At 69.2% G+C, this 22,273-nt stretch carries 23 protein-coding genes; 3 read left to right on the top strand and 20 right to left on the bottom strand.

Going from position 1 to position 22,273, the window contains the following annotated elements; translation table 11 throughout:
• Positions 1-3: 3 nt before the first annotated feature.
• From rpmG to MTES_RS08130, 17 genes are all read right to left on the bottom strand, one after another.
• The gene (gene rpmG / locus MTES_RS08210) at positions 4-174 is read right to left on the bottom strand and encodes a 50S ribosomal protein L33 (RefSeq protein ID WP_013584775.1); all 171 of its coding nucleotides are present in this window, start codon (positions 172-174) and stop codon (positions 4-6) included.
• The gene (rpmB, locus tag MTES_RS08205) at positions 174-410 is read right to left on the bottom strand and encodes a 50S ribosomal protein L28 (RefSeq protein ID WP_013584774.1); all 237 of its coding nucleotides are present in this window, start codon (positions 408-410) and stop codon (positions 174-176) included. The genes rpmG and rpmB overlap by 1 nt, the downstream gene beginning before the upstream one ends.
• A gap of 262 nt (positions 411-672) precedes the next feature.
• The gene (locus MTES_RS08200) at positions 673-1,347 is read right to left on the bottom strand and encodes a DNA-3-methyladenine glycosylase (RefSeq protein ID WP_013584773.1); all 675 of its coding nucleotides are present in this window, start codon (positions 1,345-1,347) and stop codon (positions 673-675) included.
• Entirely contained in the window at positions 1,344-2,774 is a 1,431-nt protein-coding gene (locus MTES_RS08195; RefSeq protein ID WP_013584772.1) for a hypothetical protein, read from the bottom strand. The genes MTES_RS08200 and MTES_RS08195 overlap by 4 nt, the downstream gene beginning before the upstream one ends.
• Positions 2,764-3,621 carry a DUF1980 domain-containing protein gene (locus MTES_RS08190; RefSeq protein WP_013584771.1) on the bottom strand — a complete coding sequence of 286 codons (858 nt, stop codon included), beginning with the start codon at positions 3,619-3,621 and terminating at the stop codon, positions 2,764-2,766. The genes MTES_RS08195 and MTES_RS08190 overlap by 11 nt, the downstream gene beginning before the upstream one ends.
• Positions 3,614-4,648 carry a permease gene (locus MTES_RS08185; RefSeq protein ID WP_013584770.1) on the bottom strand — a complete coding sequence of 345 codons (1,035 nt, stop codon included), beginning with the start codon at positions 4,646-4,648 and terminating at the stop codon, positions 3,614-3,616. Before MTES_RS08185 ends, MTES_RS08190 begins: the two co-directional genes overlap by 8 nt.
• The gene (locus MTES_RS08180) at positions 4,629-5,042 is read right to left on the bottom strand and encodes a Fur family transcriptional regulator (protein WP_043361219.1); all 414 of its coding nucleotides are present in this window, start codon (positions 5,040-5,042) and stop codon (positions 4,629-4,631) included. The genes MTES_RS08185 and MTES_RS08180 overlap by 20 nt, the downstream gene beginning before the upstream one ends.
• Before the next feature lie 43 nt (positions 5,043-5,085).
• Positions 5,086-5,946, bottom strand: a complete 861-nt coding sequence (locus tag MTES_RS08175; RefSeq protein WP_013584768.1) for a metal ABC transporter permease — start codon at positions 5,944-5,946, stop codon at positions 5,086-5,088.
• Positions 5,943-6,758, bottom strand: a complete 816-nt coding sequence (locus MTES_RS08170) for a metal ABC transporter ATP-binding protein (RefSeq protein ID WP_013584767.1) — start codon at positions 6,756-6,758, stop codon at positions 5,943-5,945. Before MTES_RS08170 ends, MTES_RS08175 begins: the two co-directional genes overlap by 4 nt.
• Positions 6,755-7,753 (bottom strand): metal ABC transporter solute-binding protein, Zn/Mn family, encoded by a 999-nt coding sequence (locus MTES_RS08165; RefSeq protein ID WP_013584766.1) that lies wholly within the window; start codon positions 7,751-7,753, stop codon positions 6,755-6,757. The genes MTES_RS08170 and MTES_RS08165 overlap by 4 nt, the downstream gene beginning before the upstream one ends.
• Before the next feature lie 211 nt (positions 7,754-7,964).
• Complete coding sequence (locus MTES_RS08160) at positions 7,965-8,624, bottom strand: methionine ABC transporter permease (protein ID WP_013584765.1); 660 nt, start codon at positions 8,622-8,624, stop codon at positions 7,965-7,967.
• Positions 8,621-9,646 carry a methionine ABC transporter ATP-binding protein gene (locus MTES_RS08155; protein WP_013584764.1) on the bottom strand — a complete coding sequence of 342 codons (1,026 nt, stop codon included), beginning with the start codon at positions 9,644-9,646 and terminating at the stop codon, positions 8,621-8,623. Before MTES_RS08155 ends, MTES_RS08160 begins: the two co-directional genes overlap by 4 nt.
• Positions 9,643-10,545: a MetQ/NlpA family ABC transporter substrate-binding protein gene (locus MTES_RS08150; RefSeq protein ID WP_013584763.1), complete on the bottom strand. Its 903-nt coding sequence runs from the start codon at positions 10,543-10,545 to the stop codon at positions 9,643-9,645. The genes MTES_RS08155 and MTES_RS08150 overlap by 4 nt, the downstream gene beginning before the upstream one ends.
• A gap of 248 nt (positions 10,546-10,793) precedes the next feature.
• Complete coding sequence (locus MTES_RS08145; RefSeq protein WP_013584762.1) at positions 10,794-13,046, bottom strand: alpha-L-rhamnosidase; 2,253 nt, start codon at positions 13,044-13,046, stop codon at positions 10,794-10,796.
• Positions 13,047-13,049: 3 nt separating this feature from the next.
• Entirely contained in the window at positions 13,050-13,889 is an 840-nt protein-coding gene (locus MTES_RS08140; protein ID WP_013584761.1) for a carbohydrate ABC transporter permease, read from the bottom strand.
• A complete protein-coding gene (locus MTES_RS08135) occupies positions 13,886-14,827 on the bottom strand; it encodes a carbohydrate ABC transporter permease (RefSeq protein ID WP_013584760.1) in 942 nt (313 codons plus the stop codon). The genes MTES_RS08140 and MTES_RS08135 overlap by 4 nt, the downstream gene beginning before the upstream one ends.
• 112 nt (positions 14,828-14,939) lie before the next feature.
• The gene (locus tag MTES_RS08130; protein ID WP_013584759.1) at positions 14,940-16,262 is read right to left on the bottom strand and encodes an ABC transporter substrate-binding protein; all 1,323 of its coding nucleotides are present in this window, start codon (positions 16,260-16,262) and stop codon (positions 14,940-14,942) included.
• Between the two features lie 176 nt (positions 16,263-16,438).
• Between MTES_RS08130 and MTES_RS08125 the strand changes: the two genes are divergently transcribed.
• Positions 16,439-17,494, top strand: coding sequence for a LacI family DNA-binding transcriptional regulator (locus MTES_RS08125; RefSeq protein WP_013584758.1), 1,056 nt, complete (start codon positions 16,439-16,441; stop codon positions 17,492-17,494).
• Between the two features lie 6 nt (positions 17,495-17,500).
• Here the strand turns inward: MTES_RS08125 and MTES_RS08120 are convergent, their stop codons facing one another.
• Entirely contained in the window at positions 17,501-17,881 is a 381-nt protein-coding gene (locus tag MTES_RS08120; RefSeq protein ID WP_043361217.1) for a VOC family protein, read from the bottom strand.
• A 97-nt stretch (positions 17,882-17,978) separates the two neighbouring features.
• Here MTES_RS08120 and MTES_RS08115 point away from each other — a divergent pair, with 97 nt between their 5' ends.
• Positions 17,979-19,382, top strand: coding sequence for an MFS transporter (locus MTES_RS08115; protein ID WP_043362456.1), 1,404 nt, complete (start codon positions 17,979-17,981; stop codon positions 19,380-19,382).
• Positions 19,383-19,385: 3 nt separating this feature from the next.
• Here MTES_RS08115 and MTES_RS08110 read toward each other — a convergent pair whose 3' ends face one another.
• Complete coding sequence (locus MTES_RS08110) at positions 19,386-20,156, bottom strand: SDR family NAD(P)-dependent oxidoreductase (protein WP_013584755.1); 771 nt, start codon at positions 20,154-20,156, stop codon at positions 19,386-19,388.
• Positions 20,157-20,344: 188 nt separating this feature from the next.
• Here MTES_RS08110 and MTES_RS08105 point away from each other — a divergent pair, with 188 nt between their 5' ends.
• Positions 20,345-20,902, top strand: a complete 558-nt coding sequence (locus tag MTES_RS08105; protein ID WP_013584753.1) for a hypothetical protein — start codon at positions 20,345-20,347, stop codon at positions 20,900-20,902.
• On the opposite strand, the gene MTES_RS08100 is transcribed toward MTES_RS08105, so the two are convergent.
• Positions 20,850-22,184 carry a dihydrolipoamide acetyltransferase family protein gene (locus tag MTES_RS08100; RefSeq protein ID WP_013584752.1) on the bottom strand — a complete coding sequence of 445 codons (1,335 nt, stop codon included), beginning with the start codon at positions 22,182-22,184 and terminating at the stop codon, positions 20,850-20,852. The two genes, MTES_RS08105 and MTES_RS08100, sit on opposite strands and share 53 nt — an antisense overlap.
• Positions 22,185-22,273 lie beyond the last annotated feature (89 nt).

The following is a 22,273-nucleotide window of genomic DNA, read 5'->3' as shown; positions in this document are numbered from 1 at the left end:
TGCTTAGCGCTCCTCTCGGAAGTCGACGTGCTTGCGGACCACGGGGTCGTACTTCTTGAGCACGATGCGGTCGGGGTTGTTGCGGCGGTTCTTGCGCGTCACGTAGGTGTACCCCGTGCCCGCGGTCGAACGCAGCTTGATGATCGGACGGACGTCCTGAGCCTTCTTCGCCATTACAGCTTCACGCCCTTCGCCTGCAGGTCACGGACGACGGCTTCGATACCGCGCGCGTCGATGACCTTGATGCCCTTCGCCGAAACGTTGAGCTTGATGTTGCGACCCAGCGACGGAACGAAGTAGGTCTTCTTCTGCACGTTCGGGTCGAAGCGGCGCTTCGTCCGGCGGTGCGAGTGCGAGATGTTGTGACCGAAGCCGGGAACCGCTCCAGTCACCTGGCACACTGCTGCCATGGTGATGTCTCCTTCTGTACCGTGACACCGGACGGTGCCACCCAAGATCCCTTGTCTGCACCCCGCCTGAACACGACGGAAGGTCGGGATCAGGAGAAGGGATGCGAACTGCGTGCTGGAGTGCGCGCAGACAAGGGGTCAGTCTAGCACGGACGGCGTGTCGCCTTGACTCCCGGTGGCTTCGACAGGCTCAGCCACCTCGCACCTCGCGGAGCCGCCTTCGCCGTCGAGGTCCCTGAGCCTGTCGAAGGGACCGGGACCCTTACTCCCCCGCCGCCTCAGCGGCACCGCGGCCCCAGCGGAACGCGGACACCGTGGCATCCCCCTCGATCCAGAAGCGCCACGGGAACGCGGCCGTGCCGGCGATGCCCGCCACGCCGACGCGGGGTCCGGTCGCCACCGCGCGCACCGGTTCGTCCGGCCACCGCAGCCGGGCTCGCGCACCCGCGCGGACCTCGCCCGTCACCACATCGATCCCGTCGTGCCGAGGATGCCGCAGGCCGATGGCGTCGCCCAGACGACCCGGCCCGCGCGCGAGGTCGCGCGCAGCGCGCACCGCCCCTCGGCGCTCGAGGCGCCGTCGCTCGGCGACATCGGCTCCTTCCACGATCTCGCCTCCGCGCAAGAGCACACCTCCCGCGACACCGTCCGGGCCGCACACGACATTGACGCAGGAATGGATGCCATGGCTGAGATACACGTACAGGTGACCCGGCTCCCCCCACATCGTCGCGTTGCGCGCCGTCGGGCCCATGCGGGCGTGCGAGCCCGGATCGGGGCGATCGCCCGTGCCGAGGCCGTGATACGCCTCCACCTCGGTGAGGCGCACCGCGACCCGCTCCCCCTCGACCTCGGTCTCGAGAACGGCCCCGAGCAGCAGCGGAGCGACCTCCACCGGCAGGGCCGAGAGATCGCTCCGTGTCGCGAAGCGCGTCATCCCGGGGGCACCTGGCACCACGACAGGTCGAAGCCCTGCAGGGCGACGAGTTCCTGACCGGTGTCGAGCTCGACGAGGTGCGTCAGGAGCTTGCCGGGGAGGGGCAGCTGGTAGCGGTCGAAGGGATTGCTCACGGCCTGCGGCGCCACGAGGACGGCGGCGTAGCGACCGCTCGGGGAGACGCAGGTCTGCAGCACCGTGTCGGTTCCGGGGACGTCGAGGAGCTTGCGCACCGTTCCGTCGGTGTCGACGTGTCCGACGATGGTCGAGCGGTACGCCCCGTCCGAGCCGATGTCCGCGAACGAGCGAACGGTGCCGGCGTCGATCCCGGGGACCGGTGTCGCCCGTCCCGGCGTCCCGGGCGGGTCCACCGGCGCCACCAGTTCCTGCTCCGACCCGTCCGTGAGGTTGATCTCGCGCACCCCCTCGATGCGCTCGACGATCGCCACCGACGACCCGCGGGCGATGCCGTCGATGGCCACGGCGCTGCCGAGCGGGGCGGCGTTTCCGCCCACCGCATCGGTCAGCAGGAGACGCGAATCGAACGTGAGCACGAGCATGCTGTCGGTGTCCGGGACGAAGCGCCAGTCGGCGATGCGGACGTCGCCACCGTTGAGTCCCACCTCGACCGGGGCATCGTCGGTCGCGGCCGACGCGGTGAAGAGCCGGCTCTCGCGTCCGCCCGCGGCGCCGAGGGTGGCATCCGAGAAGGTGAAGCCGAACCGCTCACCCCTGTCGGCGGACTGCAGGTTCGACACGAAGCCGGGCCCGGGAAGCGTCACATCCCGGGGGTTCTTGCCGTCCAGGTCGGTGACGATCACCCGAGCGTTGTCGCCGTCGCGCGTCGAGATGACGAGGTGATTCGCGGTCGTGCGGAAGTCCTCGATGTGCGGGTCGGTGAACACCGGGAGTCCGGCCTTCCCGGCGAGGTCGGTCCGGAAGATCGTGTCGCCCTCGGGGCTGCCGCGCTGCATCAGGTAGGCCTGCAGGGGCGGCGTGCGGAACGACTCGGTCAGGGTCGCCCCGGGGCCGGCGCCGAGCCCCTTCACGTCGGTGACCGTGACGGTGTAGTCGGAGTCGTCGCGCAGCGGCAGCGTGAAGCGGATCCCCACGCTGCGCCCCGAGGTGTCGACGGTGAACGGCGTGGCCGGCTCGACCTGAACCTGCGAGGCATCCACCTTCTCGAGCGACTGCGTCGTGGTGAGGATGACCCGGGATCCGGATGCCGCGATCCCGGCCTCGGGATCGACCTGCACGTCCGTCACGCGGGGACCCTGCGCGACGGCGACGACCCCGCCGACCCCGCCCACGAGGACGAGGGCGAGCATCACGGCGCCGAACGCGAGGAGGTAGCCGCGTCCCTGTCGTCGCCGCGCGCGCGCTCGGCGGGAATCGGAACCGCCCCGACGCCGGGTCTCAGTACTCATAGGGGTCCGCCGGCTCGTCGATCGCGGCGACCTGCTCGGCGTGCACCTCGAGTTTGCCGTCGCCGCTCGATCGCACGGTACCGGTGACCGTGACCCACTGCCCGCTCGCGGGGGCGTCCCCGGTCGCGGCGATCGGCAGGCGGGCCGTCTGCGCGTCGATCACGCAGTGCGTGATCACGAGCCGCGTGAGGTCGAAGGTCGCGCCGTCGCCGCCGGGCGTGATGAACCCCGTCAGGGTGACCGGCTTGCCGTCGAAGGTCTCGGGGTTGGTCGCGTGCGCGAAGACCGCCGACCAGTCGCCGACGCCGAACTTCGAGGTGTCGCCGGAGGCGGCGAGCGTGATCACGTCGGACCCGGCGAAGAGGGGAGCGGCACCCACGTCGCGCGACACCGCGAGTTCGGTGGAGAGCGAGGCGGCGGGCGTGAGCAGCACGGCGACCACGGCGGTCGAGGCGAGGACGCCTCCCGTGAACGCGGCGATGCCCCCCGCCGTCAGGCGCGGGCGCGCCGCGAGGTGGTCGTGCGCGGCGTGGTCATGGGCGTCGGCGGGATCGCTGTGCGCGTGGTCGGCGTGAGCGAAGGCCTCTCGACGAGCCGACGCAGCCGCCGGCGCGTGGCCGTGCTCGTGGTCATGGCCGTGGTCGGCCTCGGCGCCGAGCGGGAGGGCGAACGACGCGATCGCGCCGATCAACGCCACGAAGGACATCCCGACGGCGAACCACGCGGAATCGGGGTTGATGTACAGCGACATCCGGCCCGTGATCCACAGCGTGATCGTCGTGATCGACAGGCAGGCCGTGAGGCCCACCCCGAGCCAGCGGGTGGCGAGGGCACCGGTCTTAGACAAGGAGGTTCACCACCGTTCCGAGCGCGAAGGCGAACAGGACGACGACCACCGTCATCCCCAGGAGCACACGAGTGGAGAACGTCGTGCGCAGCAGCGCCATCATCTTGAGGTCGATGATCGGACCGACCACGAGGAAGGCGACGATCGAGCCCGGGGTGAACGTCGAGGCGAACGACAGCGCGAAGAACGCGTCGACGTTGGAGCACAGCGACACCACGATCGCGAGGGCCATCATCGCGGCGATCGACAGTGCCGGGTCGGACCCGATCGCCAGCAGAGCGCTGCGCGGGATGAGCACCTGCACCGCACCCGCGAGCAGAGACCCGATGATCAGCGCCGGCATGACCGAGCGCAGTTCGACGACCAGCTGCGCGAGCGTCCGTCGACCGCGGTCGCCGCGCTCCTGCACGACGATCTCGCACGTCTCGAGGAAGCGCTCCGTGAGCAGCTTGTCGGGATCGGGATGCCGGCTGTACAGCCAGCCGATCAGGTTGGCGACGAGGAACCCGCCGATGAGACGCGCCACGAGGATGCCGTCACTGAAGCCGAAGGCCGCGTGCGTGCTGATGATGACGATCGGGTTCACGATCGGCGCCGCGACCAGGAAGGTGAGCGTGTCGGACACCCCGAAGCCGCGCATGAGCAGCCCGCGGGCGAAGGGCACGTTGCCGCACTCGCACACGGGGATGAACATGCCCAGGAGGGACAGCACCGCTCGGCGCGCCCACGGCGCGCGCGGCATCCATCTCTCGATCGTTCCCGGCGGCACCCACACCTGCACGATGATCGACAGCACCACGCCGAGGACGACGAAGGGCAGCGACTCGATCAGCACGCTGAGGGCGAGGGTCAGCCCGTCCTGCGCGCGGGTCGGCAGCGGCTGGGAGAAGAACGTCGGCGCGAAGGCGTCGATGAAGAAGAGCGCCGCGACGACGACGACACCCAGACCGAGAGCGACGAGGGTGCGGGAGGCGCCGGTGCGCTGCGGCGACGGCGTCGCGGTGCGACTACTCGTCGCCACGCTCACGGGCCCGCGCGCGGGCGCAATCGGCGCAGATGCCGAAGATGTCGACCACGTGCTCAGCCTCGGTGAAGCCGTGCTGGGCGGCGGTGCGCTGGGCCCACTCCTCGACGTCGGTCGCGGCGATCTCGACGGCGACGCCGCACGAACGGCAGATCAGATGGTGGTGGTGACCGCGGGTCTCGCACGCGCGGAAGAGATTCTCGCCTTCCGGGCTCTGCAGCGAGTCGGCGTCACCCTGGGCGGCCATCCCCGCGAGCGTGCGGTAGACGGTGGCCAGGCCGATGCCGGTGTTCTCGTCGCGCAGCGTCGCGTGGAGCGCTTGGGCGCTGACGAAGCCGCCCGCACCGGACAGGGCTTCGCGCACCCGCTCTCGCTGCCACGTGTTGCGCTGGACCATGGCCCCGAGTTTAGCCAGGTGATCGGTGAATCGGCTGGGCGCCCTACGCGGCTCGCGTCGTGCGGTCGCGGCGCGCACCGATCACGCGGCACACGAGGTAGATGAAGAACGAGATCGACGTGATGTAGGGGCTGACCGGCAGGGTTCCCGCGACCGCGAGCAGCACGCCGCCCACCGCGGACACGAATCCGAACAGCGCCGCGAGCACCGGCACCGACAGGGGACCGGATGCCACCCGCATCGCCGCCGCGGCCGGGGTGACGAGCAGCGCCATCACGAGCAACGCGCCGATGATGTGCACCGCGACGGCGACGATGAGCCCCAGAAGAAGCATGAACACGAGCGAGACCGCGGTGGTGTTCACCCCCCGCGCGGCGGCGGACTGCGGGTCGAGAGAATCGAAGCGCAGAGGGCGCCAGATCAGCAGCAGCGCGACGAGGACGACCGCCCCGATCGCGACGAGCCACCCGAGCTGCCCGCTCTGGACCGACACGATCTGCCCGGTCAGCAGGCTGAACCGGGTGGCGCTGCGCCCGTTGTAGAGCGACAGGGCCAGGATGCCGACACCCAGGCCGAACGGCATGAGCACGCCGATGATCGAGTTGCGGTCTCGCGCGCGGGCACCCAGCACGCCGATCAACGCCGCGGCGATCAGCGAGCCCACGATCGAGCCCGAGACCACGTCGACCCCGATCAGCAGGGCGACGGCCGCGCCGGCGAACGACAGCTCGCTGATGCCGTGCACGGCGAACGCCATGTCGCGCTGCATCACGAAGACGCCGATCAGTCCGCCGACCAGGCCCAGGATGGCCCCCGCGTACACGGAGTTCTGCACCAGCTCGAGGATCGCGCCGTACTGGCTCACGCCCCCGAAGAGGGCGTTGCCGATGTCGGCCCCGTTCATGCGTGATCCTCGTCGTGGTGATGGTGGTGGGCCTCATCGGCATCCGGAGCTCCGACGACGATGAGCTGTCCGCCGGCGCGGACCACGTAGACGGGGGCTCCGTAGAGGGCGGTCAGCGTCTCGGTCGTGAGCACCTCGTCGGGGGTGCCGAGCGTGAAACGGCCGTTCGCGATGTAGAGGATGCGGTCGACCCGCGTGAGGACCGGGTTGATGTCGTGGGTGACGAGGAGGACGGCCGCGTCGCGCTCGCGGCGGTGCCGGTCGATGAGCCGGACGACGGCCTGCTGGTTCGCCAGGTCGAGGCTCGTCAGCGGCTCGTCGCAGAGCAGGAGAGCGGGGTTGTCGGCGAGGGCCTGGCCCACGCGCAGGCGCTGCTGCTCGCCGCCGGAGAGCAGTCCGACGGGCCGGTCGCCGAAGGCGGTGGCTCCGACGGCCTCGAGGAGGTCGTCGATGCGCGCGCGGTCCTTCTTGCGGGACAGCGGCAGGCCGAGGCGGTGTCCGTCGACACCCAGCCCGACGATGTCGCGGCCGCGCAGGGGCGTCTCCCGCGGCAGGGGACGCTGCTGCGGGATGTAGCCGATGTGGCGGTTGCCCGCGCGACGCACGGGCTCGCCGAGCGCCTCGATCGAGCCGGTGCTCAGGCGCTCGAGGCCGAGGATCGCGCGCAGGAGGGTCGTCTTGCCCGAGCCGCTGGGGCCGAGCACCGCGACGAGCTCGCCGGGCTCGACCTCGAGGTCGAGCCCGGACCAGAGCTCGCGTCCACCCCGCTCGAGGGCGGCGCCGTGGATGCGCAGCGGTGCCGCTGCGCTCACGCGGCCAGCGCGTCGCTCAGCGCCGTGATGTTGCTCTGCATCCACGAGATGTAAGTCTGACCCTCGGGGAGCGTTTCCGTGAACTCGATCACGGGGATGTTCTTCGACTTCGCCTCGTCCTGGACCTTCGTCACCTCGGCGCCACCGGTCTGCGGGTTGACGATCATCACCTTGATCTGGCCGGAATCCAGCAGCTGCAGAGACTCGAGCAGGGTGGCCGGCGGGACGTCCTGACCCTCCTCCACCGACTCGCTGAACTCGTTGGGGGTGGCGTTGTCGAGGCCCGCCGCGGTGGTCAGGTACAGCGGCACCGGCTCGGTCACGAAGATCTTCGCTCCGGCATCCTTCGCCTTGATCTGGTCGAGAGAGCCCTCGAGACCCGCGACCTGCTGGGTGAAGGCTTCCGCGTTGGTGTTGAAGTCCGCGACGTGGTCGGGTGCCAGCTTGCCGAGCTCGCTCGCGATCGCCGCGGTGAGGTCTTCGATCGTGTGCGGGTCGTACCAGACGTGCTCGTTGAAGCCCTCGATGTGATCGTGACCGTCGTCGTCCGCGTGGTCGTGGTCATCGGCGCTCTCGCTCGGCGCGGGGCTCGCGTCGTCATGCGACTCTGCACCGGGGTAGTCGTGGTTGTACTCGACAGCCGTGAGGACCGGCGCGGTCGTGCCGCTGGCCTGGACGAGTCCCTCCATGAAGGAGTCGTATCCGGCGCCGTTCTCGATGACCAGACCGGCGTTCTTCAGGGTGAGCTGGTCCTGCGCGCTCGCTTCGTACTCGTGCGGGTCCTGCGTCGGCGAGGTGATGATCGAGGTCACGTCGACGAAGTCACCGCCGACCGCTTGGGCGATCGACCCGTAGACGTCGGTGGATGCCACGACGGTGACCTTGCCGTCGGCGCTCGCGGTCGAACCGGCCGAGGGCGACGCCCCGGCACAACCGGCGAGGGCGAGCACGGAGGCCGCACCGAGGACGAGAGGAGCGAGGAGGCGTCGGGTCATGCCAGTCACTGTAACGGTACTGATAACCGTTCTCAAACTCAGGAGGGGGTTCATGACGTGTTCTCAGCCACGCCGTCGCCGTCGCCGCTCGCCCTCGTTCGGAACGGGTGGTTCGTGCGCGGCCTCGCGGCCGTGAGTGTCCAAAACACCCGGACGCATTTTCGTGCGCTCCGGGTGTTTTGGACACTCAGCGCGCCCGTGACACCACGTCTCAGCGCCGGAGGATGCGGTGGGCGAGAGCGTTGCCGACCAGCTGACCCGCCTGCACGATGACCACGATGATCGCCACGGTCACCCAGGTCGCCTGCTGATTGAACTGCTGGTAGCCGTAGATGATCGCGAAGTTGCCCAGACCGCCGCCGCCGATGTACCCGGCCATGGCCGACATGTCGACGACCGCGATGAACATGAACGTGTAGCCGAGGATCAGCGGCGCGAGCGCCTCGGGGATGACGACGCCGAACAGCACGCCGATGCGCCGCGCACCCACCGCGCGGGCGGCCTCGACGGTGCCCGGGTCGACGGCGACGAGGTTCTGCTCCACCACGCGGGCGATCACGACCGTGGCCATGATCGTGATCGGGACGATCGCGGCATCCGTTCCCAGGGTCGTCCCCGTCACCGCGCGCGTGACCGGGGCCACGGCGGTGAGGAAGATGATGAACGGGATCGGACGGATGAGGTTGATCACGAGGTTCGCGACGGCGAACACGACCCGGTTCGCGAAGAGGTTGCCGGGACGGGTGGCGTACAGGAGCGCGCCGATGGCGAGTCCCGCGACGCCCGAGATGAGCAGCGAGACCGCGACCATGTAGACGGTCTCGCCGATGGACTGCAGCAGTACCGGGGTGAGGGTGTCCCATTTGTTCATGCGCGGGCCTCCGCAGTGGGGACGACGACGTCGGTGTGCGTGCGCAGCTCGGCGACGAGGGCATCCACGTCGTCGGCATGAACGCGGTAGGTGAGAGTGCCGAGCTGCCTTCCGAGCACGTCGGTCACCCCGCCGTAGACCACCGAGTGCCGCGCGCCATGGCGGTGGAACACCTCCGACACGTCCTCGCTGGTGAACTCGTTCACCTCGACGCTGACGAGGTCACCCCCGCCCGCGGCGAGCGCCGAAAGCGCCTCACCCGAGGGCACGCCCTGCGTCACCGCGGCGACGAAGCGCTTGGTCAGCTCGGCACGCGGGTGCGCGAACACCCGGTACGTGTCGCCGCTGTCGACGACGCGTCCGCCGTCCATCACGATGACCTGGTCGCACAGCTCGTGCACGATCGAGATCTGATGGGTGATGACGACGATCGTGATGCCCAAGCGCCGGTTGATCTCGCGCAGGAGGTCGAGCACCTCGGCCGTGGTCTGCGGGTCGAGCGCGCTGGTGGCTTCGTCGGCGAGCAGGATCTGCGGGTTCGTCGCGATCGCTCGAGCGATGCCGACGCGCTGCTTCTGCCCGCCCGAGAGGCGCCGCGGGTACTGCTTCGCCTTGTCGCCGATTCCCACGAAGTCGAGCAGCTCGGCGACCCGCTTGTCGCGGTCGGCCTTCTTCCAGCCCGCCACCTTGAGCGGGTAGGCGACGTTGGCCGCGACCGTCCGCGAGGTGAAGAGGTTGAACTGCTGGAAGATCATGCCGACGCGGCGCCGGAGGTCGCGCAGCTTCGCCTCGCCGGCATCCCCCACGTTCACGCCCAGCACTTCGACGGCGCCCGACGTCGGCTTCTCGAGGCCGTTGAGCAGGCGCACGAGGGTCGATTTGCCCGCACCGGAGTATCCGATGACGCCGACGATCGAGCCCTCCTCCACCGTCAGCGACACGTCGTCGACGGCGGTGGAGGAGGAGCGGCGATCGGTGCGGAAGGTCTTCGTGACGCCCCGCAGTTCGATGACCGCGGTCATCCCTTCTGGGCCTTGAGGGCGTCCTCGAGGCTGGTCAGCTCGTCCTGCAGCTGAGCGCCGGTCCACTCCGTCTTGAACTGGAGGTTGCCCTGGTTGAGCTCGGTCACCGCGGCCTCGACCTCGGGCGAGTGGTACGCCTCGACGAGCTTGGCCCAGCGGGGGTCGTCCTTCTTGTCTTCGCGCGTGACGAAGGCGTTGATGTACGGCGCGAGCTGCGGGTTGTTCAGGTCTTCCTTGAAGATGATGAGCTCGTCCCCGAGCCCGCCCTTCTGCGCCTGCGTGTTGTTGACGATCGCGGCCTGGGCGCTGCCGTCCTTGAGTGCCGTGACCGTCTGGTTCGTGTCGACCGGGAGCAGTTCGACCTTCGTCGTGACGATGTCCGCGGGGGTCGAGAGCGCGTTGCCGCCGTCTTTCAGCGTCAGCAGGCCGGCGGTCTGCAGGTTGAGAAGGCCGCGGGCGAGGTTCGTCGGGTTGTTCGGGATCGCGACCTTGGCGCCCTCCGGCAGGTCCTTCACGTCCTGGTACTTCTCGGAGTACAACGCCAGCGGGTACACCGCGGTCGCGCCGACGGGCACGAGCGTGCCGTTGTTCTCGACGTTGAACTGCGACAGGTAGATGAGGTGCTGGAACAGGTTGACGTCGAGCTCGCCGTCCTGCACGCCCTGGTTGAGCTGCACACCGTCGTTGATGGTGCGCACCTCGAGGTCGATGCCCTCGTCGGCGAGCTTCTGCTTCAGCACCGTCCAGTGCGCCTCGTTGCCGTCGTCGGCGCCGAGGACGATGCGCGAGGAGTCATCGGAGGATGCCGCTCCCCCGGCGCACCCGGTGAGGGCGAAGAGGAGTGCTGCGGTGGAGGCGCCGAGGATCGTGGCCAGGCGTGCGGTGCGGTGCGAAGTCATGACACCACGTCAACATGCGCAGAGTGGATGCCAAAGTCGGAGCGTTACGGGTGGTAACGGGTCGTCACGCGGCGTCATCGAGTAGACGAAGCGCTCTCCGGTCGTCAGTGCCCGAGGACCGAGTCAGCCCTTCCGCCGGATGGCGCTGACGGAGGGGCTCGCGTTCGGCTCTTCATCGAGAATCCGGCGGCGACACCGCCGTCGGGAGTGGCAGGCCGGCCGCCGTCACGGTCGGCCTGCCACGGCGATCACACCGCGACGGTCGGTGCGAGCTCCGCGGAGAACCGGTGCAGACCGGCTCCGACTTCGGCGGCGACCTGACCGAGCCGGACGTCGGCGACGACCCCCTCGGGAACCGTCACGTCGAGGTGCACGACGGTTCCTTCGCGACGCCAGGACACCGCCACCGTCCCGTGCACGCTGTCGAACGAGGTCTGGGCGTGATCGATACCGGCGAGCGGCTGCGGGGCGACGCGTACCCGGGAGTAGCCCGGCTCGATCGGGGCCAGTCCGGCCAATTCGCGATGCATCCAATCGGCGACCGCGCCCAGGGCGTAGTGGTTGAACGAGGTCATCTCGCCCGGGTTGATCGTGCCGTCCGGCAGCATCGAATCCCAGCGCTCCCAGATCGTCGTCGCCCCCATCGTCACCGGGTACAACCACGAGGGGCACTCGCGTTGCAGCAGCAGGCGCCCCGCCGCGTCGACGTGCCCCGTGCCGCTCAGCGCGTCGAGGATGTACGGCGTCCCCGCGAAGCCGGTCGAGATGCGGAACCCCGATTCCTCCACGAGGTCAGCGAGACGCGCGCCCGCCCAGGAACGCTCACCGTCGTCGAGCAGCCCGAACACGATGGCGAGCGCGTACGACGTTTCGCAGTGGTTGCGCAGCCGCCGCGCCTCGATGTCCACGTAGGCGGCGCGGAACGCGGCCCGGGTCGCGTCACGCAGGCGCTCCAGCTCGTCGCGCACGTCCTCGCGATCCAACACGTCGGCGACACGCAGGGCGAGATCGGCGGAGCGGTACAGGCACGCGGTGGCGACCAGTCCTCGGTCGGCCTTGGCGGCGGCGGGGTCCTCCGGGGGCGCGTCCGGGTCGAGCCAGTCGCCGAACTGGAAACCGCGGTCCCACAGGCCGGTGCCCGAGACCAGGGAGGAGACGTGGCGGAGGTGCGACAGCATCCCCTCGAAATTCTCCGAGAGCACGCGGACGTCACCGGATGCCATCCACACCGCCCATGGCACCCACACGATCGCGTCGCTCCACACGGCCGTCGAGTCGACCGGGGTGATGTCCTCCGGTACGCCGACGTACTTCAGCACATCGGGCACGACGTACGGCACCACTCCGCCCTGGTGCTCCTGCTCCGCGACGACATCACGCAGCCAGTCCCGGAGGAAGTCGCTGACGTCGAACAGGTACGCGCTCGTCGGCGCGAAGACGGAGATGTCGCCGGTCCAGCCCAGACGCTCGTCGCGCTGGGGGCAGTCGGTGGGCAGGTCGACGAAGTTGCCGAGGGTGCTCGACACCACGTTCTCGTGCAGACGGTTGAGCAGGGGATCGGAGCTCGAGAAGGTGCCGGTGCGCCGCAGGCGCGAGCTGATCCGGATCGCGGTGAGTCCGCCCCGGCGGATGGCATCCACTCCTCCGGGCCAGCCCTCGACCTCGACGTAGCGGAAGCCGTGGAAGGTGAAACGGGGCTCGAAGACGTCGTCGCCGCCGGAGAGGATGAACCGATCGGTGGCGCGAGCCGACCGCAGGGGACGGATGCCGATCTCGCCCTTCTCCAACACCTCGGCGTGCCGCAGCGTGACGACGCGACCCGGCTCGCCGGTTACTTCGGCACGGACCCACCCGACGACGTTCTCGCCGAAGTCGACGATCATCCGCCCGGTGGGCGACAGCCAGGCGTCCCGCACCGCGAGCGTCTCCACCGGAACCACGGGCGGTCCGACGTAGGGCTCGAAGCGGACGGAGGCGTCGTCGATGGCCTCGACCGGCGCCTCGAAGGAGGCGGCTTGACGACGCCGGGCGTCGATCGTCTGCCCGTGGTAGAGGTCGTCGGACACCGTGTCGGAGGGCCTCGCCGACCACGAGTCGTCGGTGGCCCACACCTGTGTGTGTCCGTCGGAGAAGACGAGGTCGATCTGGGCGACCGCGGCGAGGCGGTCGCCGTAGACCCCGGTCGCTCCCATCCAGGTCAGGCTGCCGCGGTACCAGCCGTTGCCGAGGGTGAGCTCGAGCGTCGAATCGTCGGCGACGAGGGAGGTGACGTCGGTCTCGGCGACCCGCACCCGCCATTCGTAGCTCGACCAACCCGGCGTGAGGAGCTCGTCCGAGACCCGCACACCGTTCAGTGTCGCCTCGACGACGCCGAGCGCGGAGTATCGCAGGCTTGCGCGGACGAGGTCGCCGTGACCCTGATCGAGCGCAAAGCGACCGACGAGCGTGGCGGCCCCGTCCACGGGTGCGGTCGGAGTGATGAGACGAGCGATCGTGAACATGGGTCAGCCCTTGATCGCGCCGCTGGTCATGCCCGCCACGATCTGGCGGTTGAAGAAGACGTACATGACGAGTGGCGGGATGGTGATGAGGAGGATGTCGGCGAACAGCAGGTTCAGCTGCCCGGCGCTGGTCGAGCTCGAGGCGTAGGCGTAGAGCGTGAGCTGCACCGTGGCATTCGCGTCGCCCGGGAGGAAGTAGAGGGGGTTGGCGAAGTCGTTGAACACCGCGACCGCCTGCACCACGATGACCGTGACGATGACCGGCTTGAGCAGCGGCAGCACGATCTGGAAGAACAGGCGGATGGGACCGGCGCCGTCGATCAGGGCGGCCTCGTCCAGCTCGCGCGGGATCGTCGAGACGAACGCCCGGAACAGCAGGATGCAGAACGACAGACCGAACGTCGCCTCGATCAGGATCAGCCCGCCCAGCGTCTTGAACAGCCCGAGCCCCTGCAGAACCCAAATCGTCGGGACGACCGCGGGCGGCACGATGAGGCCCGCGAGGACGAAGAAGTTGATGATGCCGTTCCACCGGGACTTCTTGCGCTGGAGCACGTACCCGACCATCGCCGCGAGGACGACCATGATCACCACGCTCGCCACGGTCAGCACGATGCTGTTGACGAAGGCGCGGATCAGGATGCCGTCCCTATCGGCGAGTACGGCGGCGATGTTGTCCCAGAGCTTCCACTCCGCGGGCCAGCTGAAGGAGAGCGTCGAGGCCTCCGGCGCGGTCTTGGCCGCGGTGACGAGGATGAAGGCGAACGGGACGAGGAACACGACGACCGACACGACGATCGCGATCGTGCCGACGGTCCACCGCCGCACAGCGAGGCGGCTCATGAGTCCACGCTCCTTTTGTTGATGAAGATCGAGATGGGGATCATGACGGCCGTGACGACGACGAAGAGGACGACGTTGCCCGCGGTCGACAGACCGTAGAAGCCCGCCTGGTACTGCTTGTAGATCACGGACGCGATGACGTCCGAGCTGAATCCGGGGCCACCCTTGGTCATCGCCCAGATCAGGTCGAACGAGCGCAAGCCACCGATGAGCGACAGGATCACGACCGTCCCGGTCGCGGGCCACGACAGGGGGAAAGTGATGTTGCGGAAGACCTTCCACGCGCTCGCCCCATCGACGCGGGCGGCCTCGAAGTACTCCTGCGGGATCGCGACGATCCCCGCGATGTAGATGAGCGTGGCGATGCCGAGGCCTTTCCACACGTCGACCAGCGCCACGCTGATGAGCGCGAGATTCGGATCGGTCAGCCACCCCGGACCCTGGATGCCGAACACCGACAGCGCACCGTTCACCACGCCGTCGAAAGGGTCGAGCAGCACCTTGAAGGTCAGACCGACGCCGATCGTGGAGACGAGCACGGGGAAGAACGTGACGGCGCGCAGGTAGCCGCGCCCGATCAGGGAGGACGTCAGGAGGACGGCCAGCGCGAGCCCGAGAACCACCTTGAGGCCGCTGGTGATGACGGCATAGACGAGCGTGTGCAGGAACGCCTGTGACAGCTGCGGGTCCGAGAAGAACTGCACGAAGTTGTCCAGTCCGATGAAGTGGACGTCGAACAGCGACCACCGCGTCAGGCTGAAGTAGAACGAGGCGAACGTCGGGACCGCGAAGAGCACGACGTACAGCGCGGCCGCCGGGATGTAGAACCACGACGGGTACATGCTGCGCATCTTGCGGCCCGCCCGCGTGGCGGGGGGTGCGCCTCGACGCCGGTTCCGCACCTGAGGCGGCACCACATTGGCGAACGTCTGGGCCATCGGTCACTCCTTCGTGGGGGAGAGCGGGGCCGGAGAGGGGGTCTCCGGCCCCGCGGTGTGCGGCGGCGTGGGGGCACCGGCCGCACGGGGGAGCGCTGGGATCAGCGCGGATTCACCAGCCGGAGAGACCGAGCTGCTGGGCCTGCTTCTTCACGTCCTCGTCATAGGCCGCGGCGCCGTCCTGGGCGCTCGAGATCCCGGAGCCGACGCTGATCGCGATGTTCTCGAGGTTCGGTCCCTTGACGGGCGAGAGGAACTCGAGCGCCGGGGCGCTCTTGCCGTCTTCGACGTACTTCTGGATCTCCGCGACCAGGGGCGCGGCATCCGAAGGAACCGAGCACGAGCTGATCGAGAACGGACCGCCCGCGACGAAGTTGGCGTTCTGGATGTCGCAACCCTCGGACGAGTTGATGAACGAGACGAACTTCTTCGCCGCGTCGAGCTTCGCACCCTCCGTGGTCTTCGGGATGTAGACCGCGTTCGGCTCCCAGACCGTCAGCGTCGTGTTCGCGGACTTGTCGGCCGGCATGGCGAAGAACCCGATGTCGTTCACCGCGTCGGGGTTCGACTGCTTGATGTTGCTCAGGACGGCGCTCGAGAGCATCGGGTACATCGCCGCCTTGCCGGTGGCGAGGGCGGCTGAGCCGTCCGCGGCGGTGGCCGAGGCGAAGTCGGCGTTGAAGAGGCCCTTGTCGAACGCCTCCTGCAGGTGCGTGAAGCCGGCGAGGGCGGGCTCCTGGGCGAACTTCGCCTTGTTGGCGGTGAAGTCCTTCGCCCAGTTCTCGTCCTGCTTCAGGACGTTGCCGAAGTCGGCGAGCAGGAACAGCTGCGAGGTCCAGGTGTCGCCGTAGGTCTGCTCGATGGGGGTGATCCCCGCCGCCTTGATCTTCTCGGCTGCCGCGACGAGCGAGGACCAGTCGGTGGGGACGCTGATACCCAGATCGGAGAAGACCTTGGTGTTGTAGGCGATGCCGCCGGCCATCGAGGTGCCGAGGGGCGCACCGTAGGTGCCGTTGCCGGTGGAGACGACGGTCTTGAAGTTGTCGGTCACCTCCGACGCCCACGACTCGTCGGCGAGGTTCGCCAGCGTCTGGTCGGGGTTGAGTGCTTGGAAGAGGGAGCCGGTGTTGTAGAAGAACACGTCGTCCATCTCGCCGGTCGACAGTTGCGTCTTGACGAGGTTGTCGCCCTCCGTGCCGCCCGGGCGGGTGTTCAGCGTGACCGTGATGTCGGGGTTGGCCTTCTCGAACGCCGCGATCAGGGCGTTCCCGGTGGCGATCGAGTCGTCGCCGTTCGTGGTCAGATACGTGATCTCGACCTTGCCGTCAGCCGAGGTTCCCCCCGTTCCGCCGGAACAGCCGGCGAGGGCCAGAGCGGCGAGAGCGGCACCGGCGACGACGGTCGTCGTGCGGCGCGGGGTGATGAATGAGGACACTGCTTACCTCCTTGTAAGGGGCCGGGCGCTGAAGAGTCCGGTCGATTCGACGCCTCGTGATCGGGTGCGAGATCGAGTGTAAACCGATCTACACGAGGTGACGAAGCGACAATAAACCGACTGGCGCGATTTCGTCAACCGATCTACATTGGGTGGAGACCGACCGAAGGAGTTCGATGCTGGACAACGCGTCGCCCCCCGGCTCTCCCGCCCGAGCCGCCACCATCGAAGATGTCGCGCAGCACGCCGGGGTGTCCCGCGCCGCTGTCTCGAAGGTCATCCGTGACGCCTACGGCGTGAGCGATCGGATGCGCGAACGGGTGATGGCATCCATTGCCGCTCTCGACTACCGCCCCCGCGTGGCGGCGCGAGCCATGCGCGGGTCGACTGCGACGATCGGCGTGCAGCTCCCGCAGGTCGACAATGAGTTCTTCACGCGCATCCTGACGGGCATCGTGCAGGAGTTGAACGCGTCCGCGTACCAGTTGATCATCGCGCCGATGGCCGACCCGGTGAGCGGCACGGCCGCCCTCGAGAGTCTGTACGACCGGCAGGTCGACGGGATCATCGCCGTCGCGCCCGCCGTCCCGCAGACCTGGCTCGAGGGACTCGGGCGGCGCGTTCCCCTCGTCCAGGTCGGACAGCACGACCACCCGCAGCACTACGACGTCGTGGTCGGCGACGACGACACCGGCGCGCGCCTGGTGATGGAACACCTCTTCGAGGCGGGCCACACCCGCATCGTTCACGTGACCAACGACGAGCGCATCCTCGTCGAACCGCGCACCGACCCGCACCCGCGCCGGCTCCGCGTCTACGAGAGCATGATGCGCGAGCGCGGCCTCGAACCCGAGGTCATCCGCATCGACTCCTCGGATCACGACGTGCGCCACACGGTCGGTGACGTCCTGGACCGCGATACACGACCGACGGCACTGTTCGCCGGTCACGACTCCCTGGCCCTGTCCGCGCTCGAGGTGGCCGTCGAGAGGGGACTCAGCGCCGTGGACTTCGCGGTGGTCGGCTACGACGACGTCCCCATCGCCAGCCACCCCCTCATCGGGCTGTCCACGGTCGACCAGCACGGCCAGGAGATGGGCGCGACGGCGGCACAGCTGCTGCTCGAGCGCATCGGCGGACGGCAAGATGCGCAGCGGCGGGTCTTCTCCCCGGCTCTCCGGGTGCGTGCCACCAGCGGGGCCGCACCCGCGCGCCGCAGCGCGGCAGTCTGAGCCGCCTTACTCGGGTGGAGCGGCACCGACCGCGATCTCCTGCAGGGCCCACGAGTTGCCGTCGGGGTCGGCGAAGAACGCGTAGCGGACCCCTCCACCCACGTCCTGCACGGGGCTGATCTCGACACCCCGGTCAGCGAGTACCGCCCGCGCCGCGTCGACGTCGTCCACCACGAGGTGGATGTTCGACACCGGCGCCCCGCCGCCCATCCCTGTTCCGAAGGCGATCGAGCAGGCCGAACCGGGCGGCGTGAGCTGCACGACGCGCATCCCGTTCCCCGGCGAGACATCGTGGTCGAGCGTGAAGCCGACCCGGTCGCGATAGAAGGCGATGCTCCGCTCGACGTCGGAGACCGCGAGAGGAACCAGTTCGAGGCGCATCTGCACGGATCGACCATAGCCCCCCGCGATCCTCCCCCCTCGTGCGACGGATAGCCTGGAATCGATGTCACGGGATGAGAACGCGCGCAAGAGACTCACCCGGATGCCATCCCAGGGAGCCGTCGTCGCGGTGCTGGCCCTGGCGGGGTTGTGCTCCTCGTTCATGTTCACCCTCGTGGTGCCGATCCAGTCGCAGCTCCCGACGCTGCTGAACGCCTCGCGCGACGACACCGCCTGGGTGGTGACCTCCACGCTGCTCGCCGCGGCCGTCTTCACACCGATCGCGGGCCGGTTGGGCGACATGTACGGCAAGCGCCGCATGGTGCTCGTGCTCCTCGCGGTGATGATCGTCGGCTCGGTGATCGCCGCCGTGTCCGGCGGAATCGTCGGCCTCATCGTCGGCCGCGCGCTGCAGGGGGCTGTGGTGGGCGTGGTGCCGCTCGGCATCTCGATCATGCGCGATGTCCTGCATGAGAACCGCGTCGACAGCGCGATCGCGCTGATGAGCGCGACGCTCGGCGTCGGCGGGGCGCTGGGACTCCCCATCAGCGCCCTGGTGGCCGAGAACGCGGACTGGCACTGGCTGTTCTGGATCGCGGGCGGCCTCGGCGCCGTCGTGTTCGCGCTCGTCCTGTGGATCGTGCCGGTGAGCGTGCTGCGCACGGCCGGGCGCTTCGACTACCTCGGAGCCGTGGGCCTCGCGATCGGCCTGATCGGCATCCTCCTCGCTGTCTCGCGCGGCAACACCTGGGGCTGGACCTCGCCGCTCACTCTCGGGCTGGCCGTCGGCGGCATCCTGATCCTTCTCGTCTGGGGCTGGTACGAGCTGCGCGTCGAGAACCCCCTCCTCGACCTTCGCGTCGCCGCGCGCCGTCCGGTCCTGCTCACCAATCTCGCCTCGATCGCGATGGGCTTCGCCCTGTTCACCTCGAACGTCGCCTACCCGCAGATGCTCGAGCTCCCGCTCGCCACCGGCGTGGGCCTCGGACTGTCGCTGCTGGCCGCGAGCCTCGTCGTCATGCCCTCGGGGCTGGTGATGATGGTGCTCTCCCCCATCTCGGGCACCCTCGCGCGCACGATCGGACCGCGCGTGCTGCTCGTGGCCGGATCGATCTCGCTGATCCTCGCCTACGGCTTCAGCCTCTTCTTCTCCACCGAGGTGTGGCACTTCGTCGTCGCCAACATCCTCATCGGCTTCGGAATCGGCTTCGGCTACGCCGCCATGCCGATGCTCATCATGCGCGCCGTCCCGCCGAGCGAGACGGGTGCCTCGAACGGTCTCAACGCCCTCGCCCGCTCCCTGGGCACGAGCACGGCGGCCGCGATCGTCGGCGTCGTCCTCGCGACCCTCTCCACGGGCGAGGGTGACACCCGCGTCCCCACCGCGGAGGCGTTCCACGTGTCGTTCCTGCTCGGGATCGGCGCGGCGGCCGTCGCTCTCGTCCTGGCGTTGCTCATCCCGACGCGCGAGAACCCGGCCGGCGAGCGCGCGTCGCTCCCGGAGTGAGTTCTACGCCCCGCGCTCCTCGTTGATCGAGTTCGCCCCGTCGACGACGATCAACTGACCCGTGACGTACGACGCTCCCCGGCTCGCGAGGAAGGCGACCGCGGCCGCGACCTCGAGCGGCGTGCCGGAGCGTCCGACGGGCGTCGCGCGCCCCATCGCGAGCTCGTGCTCGCTCGACGACGGCGTCGCGATCCACCCGGGCGCCACCGCGTTGACGGTGATCCCGGATGCCGCGACGTCGACCGCCGCACCCCGCGTGAGCCCGAGCATGCCCGCTTTCGCCGCGTGGTACGCCACGTCACCGGTGTACGCCATGACGGGTCCGGAGATGGATGCCATGTTCACGATGCGTCCGTACCCGGCCCGCCGCATCGCGGGGACGACGGCGCGCGTCATGCGCAAGGCGGTGGTGAGGTTGCGGTCCAGCGAGGTCAGCCACTGATCGACGGTGATGTCGTCGATGGCGGCGGGCGAATCCGCGTGCGAGACGGAGGTCATGCCGGCGTTGTTGACGAGGACCGTCGGCTCCCCGAACGCTTCTCGCGCCGCCTGGAGCACGGCATCCACTCCCCGCTCGTCCGTGAGGTCGGCGGCCACGCCCCGGGCGTCGATGCCCGCGGCGCGGAGGTCGGCGACCCGATCCTGGATGCGATCGGTGGTCGAGGTGACGACCACGCGCATGCCGGCCTGCCCCAGGAGGAGAGCGGTCGCGGCGCCGATGCCGTCGGCGCTTCCCGCGCCCGTCACGATGGCGATGTCGGTGGAGTCGGACATGGGGGCTCTTTCCCGGACGGGCGATGGAGGGGCAACGCTAGTGAATGCGCTTCACTATATCGGCGCCGGACGCCGCCACGGCGCGTTCACGGTCGACAGCGCCCCCGAAGCGATGACGCGACGAGACGAATGAGGCGATGTCGAAGTATCGGCGAACGCTGTCGTCTCCGGGCTGTCAGGATCGCGATATGGATGCCGGTCGCCCCGCAGAAGTTCCCGTCGGAACCTGGACTCCGCCGCCCTGGGGGCGGAGTACCGGCGCTCTGGCGTTGATCAACGTCTTCGGCGGAGGCGCGGTCGTCGGCGCCGGGGCGGCAGTGTCGCTGTGGGGGATGTGGACGGAATACGACGGGATGCTCACGCTCATCGGGATGGTCGTCCTGCCGATCGTCGTCGCCATCCCGTCGGCTCTGATCGCCCTGGTGATCGGGTTGCCGATCCGGCTCGTCCCGCCGATTCGCCGGTGGTGGCTGTCGCACGGCGAGTACACGCTGATCGGCGCCGTGGGAGGTTTCATCGTCCTGATCGTCGGCGTGGTTCTCGCCCGGGCGGGCGCAGAGGCAGGTTCGCCGGGCGTGGACGGCTGGCAGTTCCTCGTCTCCGGATGGGGCGTGTTCTGCCTCAGCACGATGCACTTCGTGTGGCCCCGACGTTGGCTGCGGCCAGCCGGTGCTCGCGAGAGTCTTCCGTACCTCAGTCGAGCAGCAGAGCCGGCTCCTCCAGAACGGATGCCACGTCGGCGATGAACCGCGAGATCCCGTCGCCGTCGACCACGCGGTGATCGAACGAGCCCGACACCGTGGTCACCCAGCGGGGGCGCACCTCGCCGTCGACGACCCACGGCTTCTGGCGGATCGCGCCGAGGGCGATGATGCCGGCCTCGCCGGGGTTGATGATCGGGGTGCCGGCATCCACTCCGAAGACACCGATGTTCGTGATCGTGAACGTGCCGCCGATCTGATCGGCCGGGCTCGTCTTGCCCTCGCGCGCGGTGAGCGTGAGGCTCTCGAGCGCCTTGGCGAGCTCGCGCGTGTTCATCGACTGCGCGTCCTTGATGTTCGGCACGAGAAGACCCCGCGGCGTCGCCGCGGCGATGCCGAGGTTGACGTAGTGACGCACCGAGATCTGCGCGCCGTCCTCCGTGTCGACCCACGCGGCGTTGATCATCGGCGTACGGCGCAAGGCCCAGATCACGGCGCGCGCCATGATCAGCAGGGGCGAGATCTTAACGTCGGCGAAGTCGGGCGAGGCCTTCAGCCGCTTGACGAGTTCCATCGTGCGCGAGGCGTCGACGTCGACCCACACCGACACGTGCGGGGCCGAATAGGCGCTCGAGGTCATCGCGTTCGCCGTGGCCTTGCGGACGCCGCGAACGGGGATCGACTCCTCGCGCGCATCGGCGACCGGGGCCGGGGCTGCCGGGGCGGCGACCGGAATCGTCTCCTCGCGCACCTCTCCCCACGCGGGCGTCTCGATGTTGCGGAAGACGCTCGCCTGCTCGGCGTGCTTCACGACGTCGTCGCGGGTGACCTCGCCGGCGGGACCGCTGGGCGTCACGGCGGAGAGGTCGACGCCGAGGTCGCGCGCGAGCTTGCGGATCGGGGGCTTCGCGACCACGCCGACCGAGGCCTTCACGGGGCGCTCGGCGGACGGTCCCTGAGCCTGTCGAAGGGTGCGCCGGCGCGACGACACCGCTCCGCCCGTGCCGTAGCCGACGAGCACGGCCCCACCAGGGTCGCTGGGCTCGGGAACCGTGACGGGCTCCGCGGGCGCCGGGGTGCCGGCATCCGCCCCTCCGATCGTGATGATGGGCGCTCCGACCTCGACGGTCGAGCCCTCGGATGCCAAGAGCTCGCCGACCGTGCCCGCGTACGGCGAGGGCAGCTCGACGAGGGACTTGGCCGTCTCGATCTCGACGATCACGTCGTTGACGGCGACGGTGTCACCGGGCGCGACGCGCCACTGCACGATCTCGGCCTCGGTGAGGCCTTCTCCGACGTCGGGGAGAACGAAGGTCTGCTCGGTCACGGTGTGTCCTTTGCTCGGGAGCCAGCTTGCCACCGGCGATGCCGCAACGGAATGATCCGGCGGCGGGAGGGCCTGACGGCCGGAGGGAG

This window comes from Microbacterium testaceum StLB037 (assembly GCF_000202635.1).
In the GTDB taxonomy this organism is placed as follows: Bacteria; Actinomycetota; Actinomycetes; order Actinomycetales; family Microbacteriaceae; genus Microbacterium; species Microbacterium testaceum_F.
This window is presented reverse-complemented; position numbering and strand designations above follow the sequence as displayed.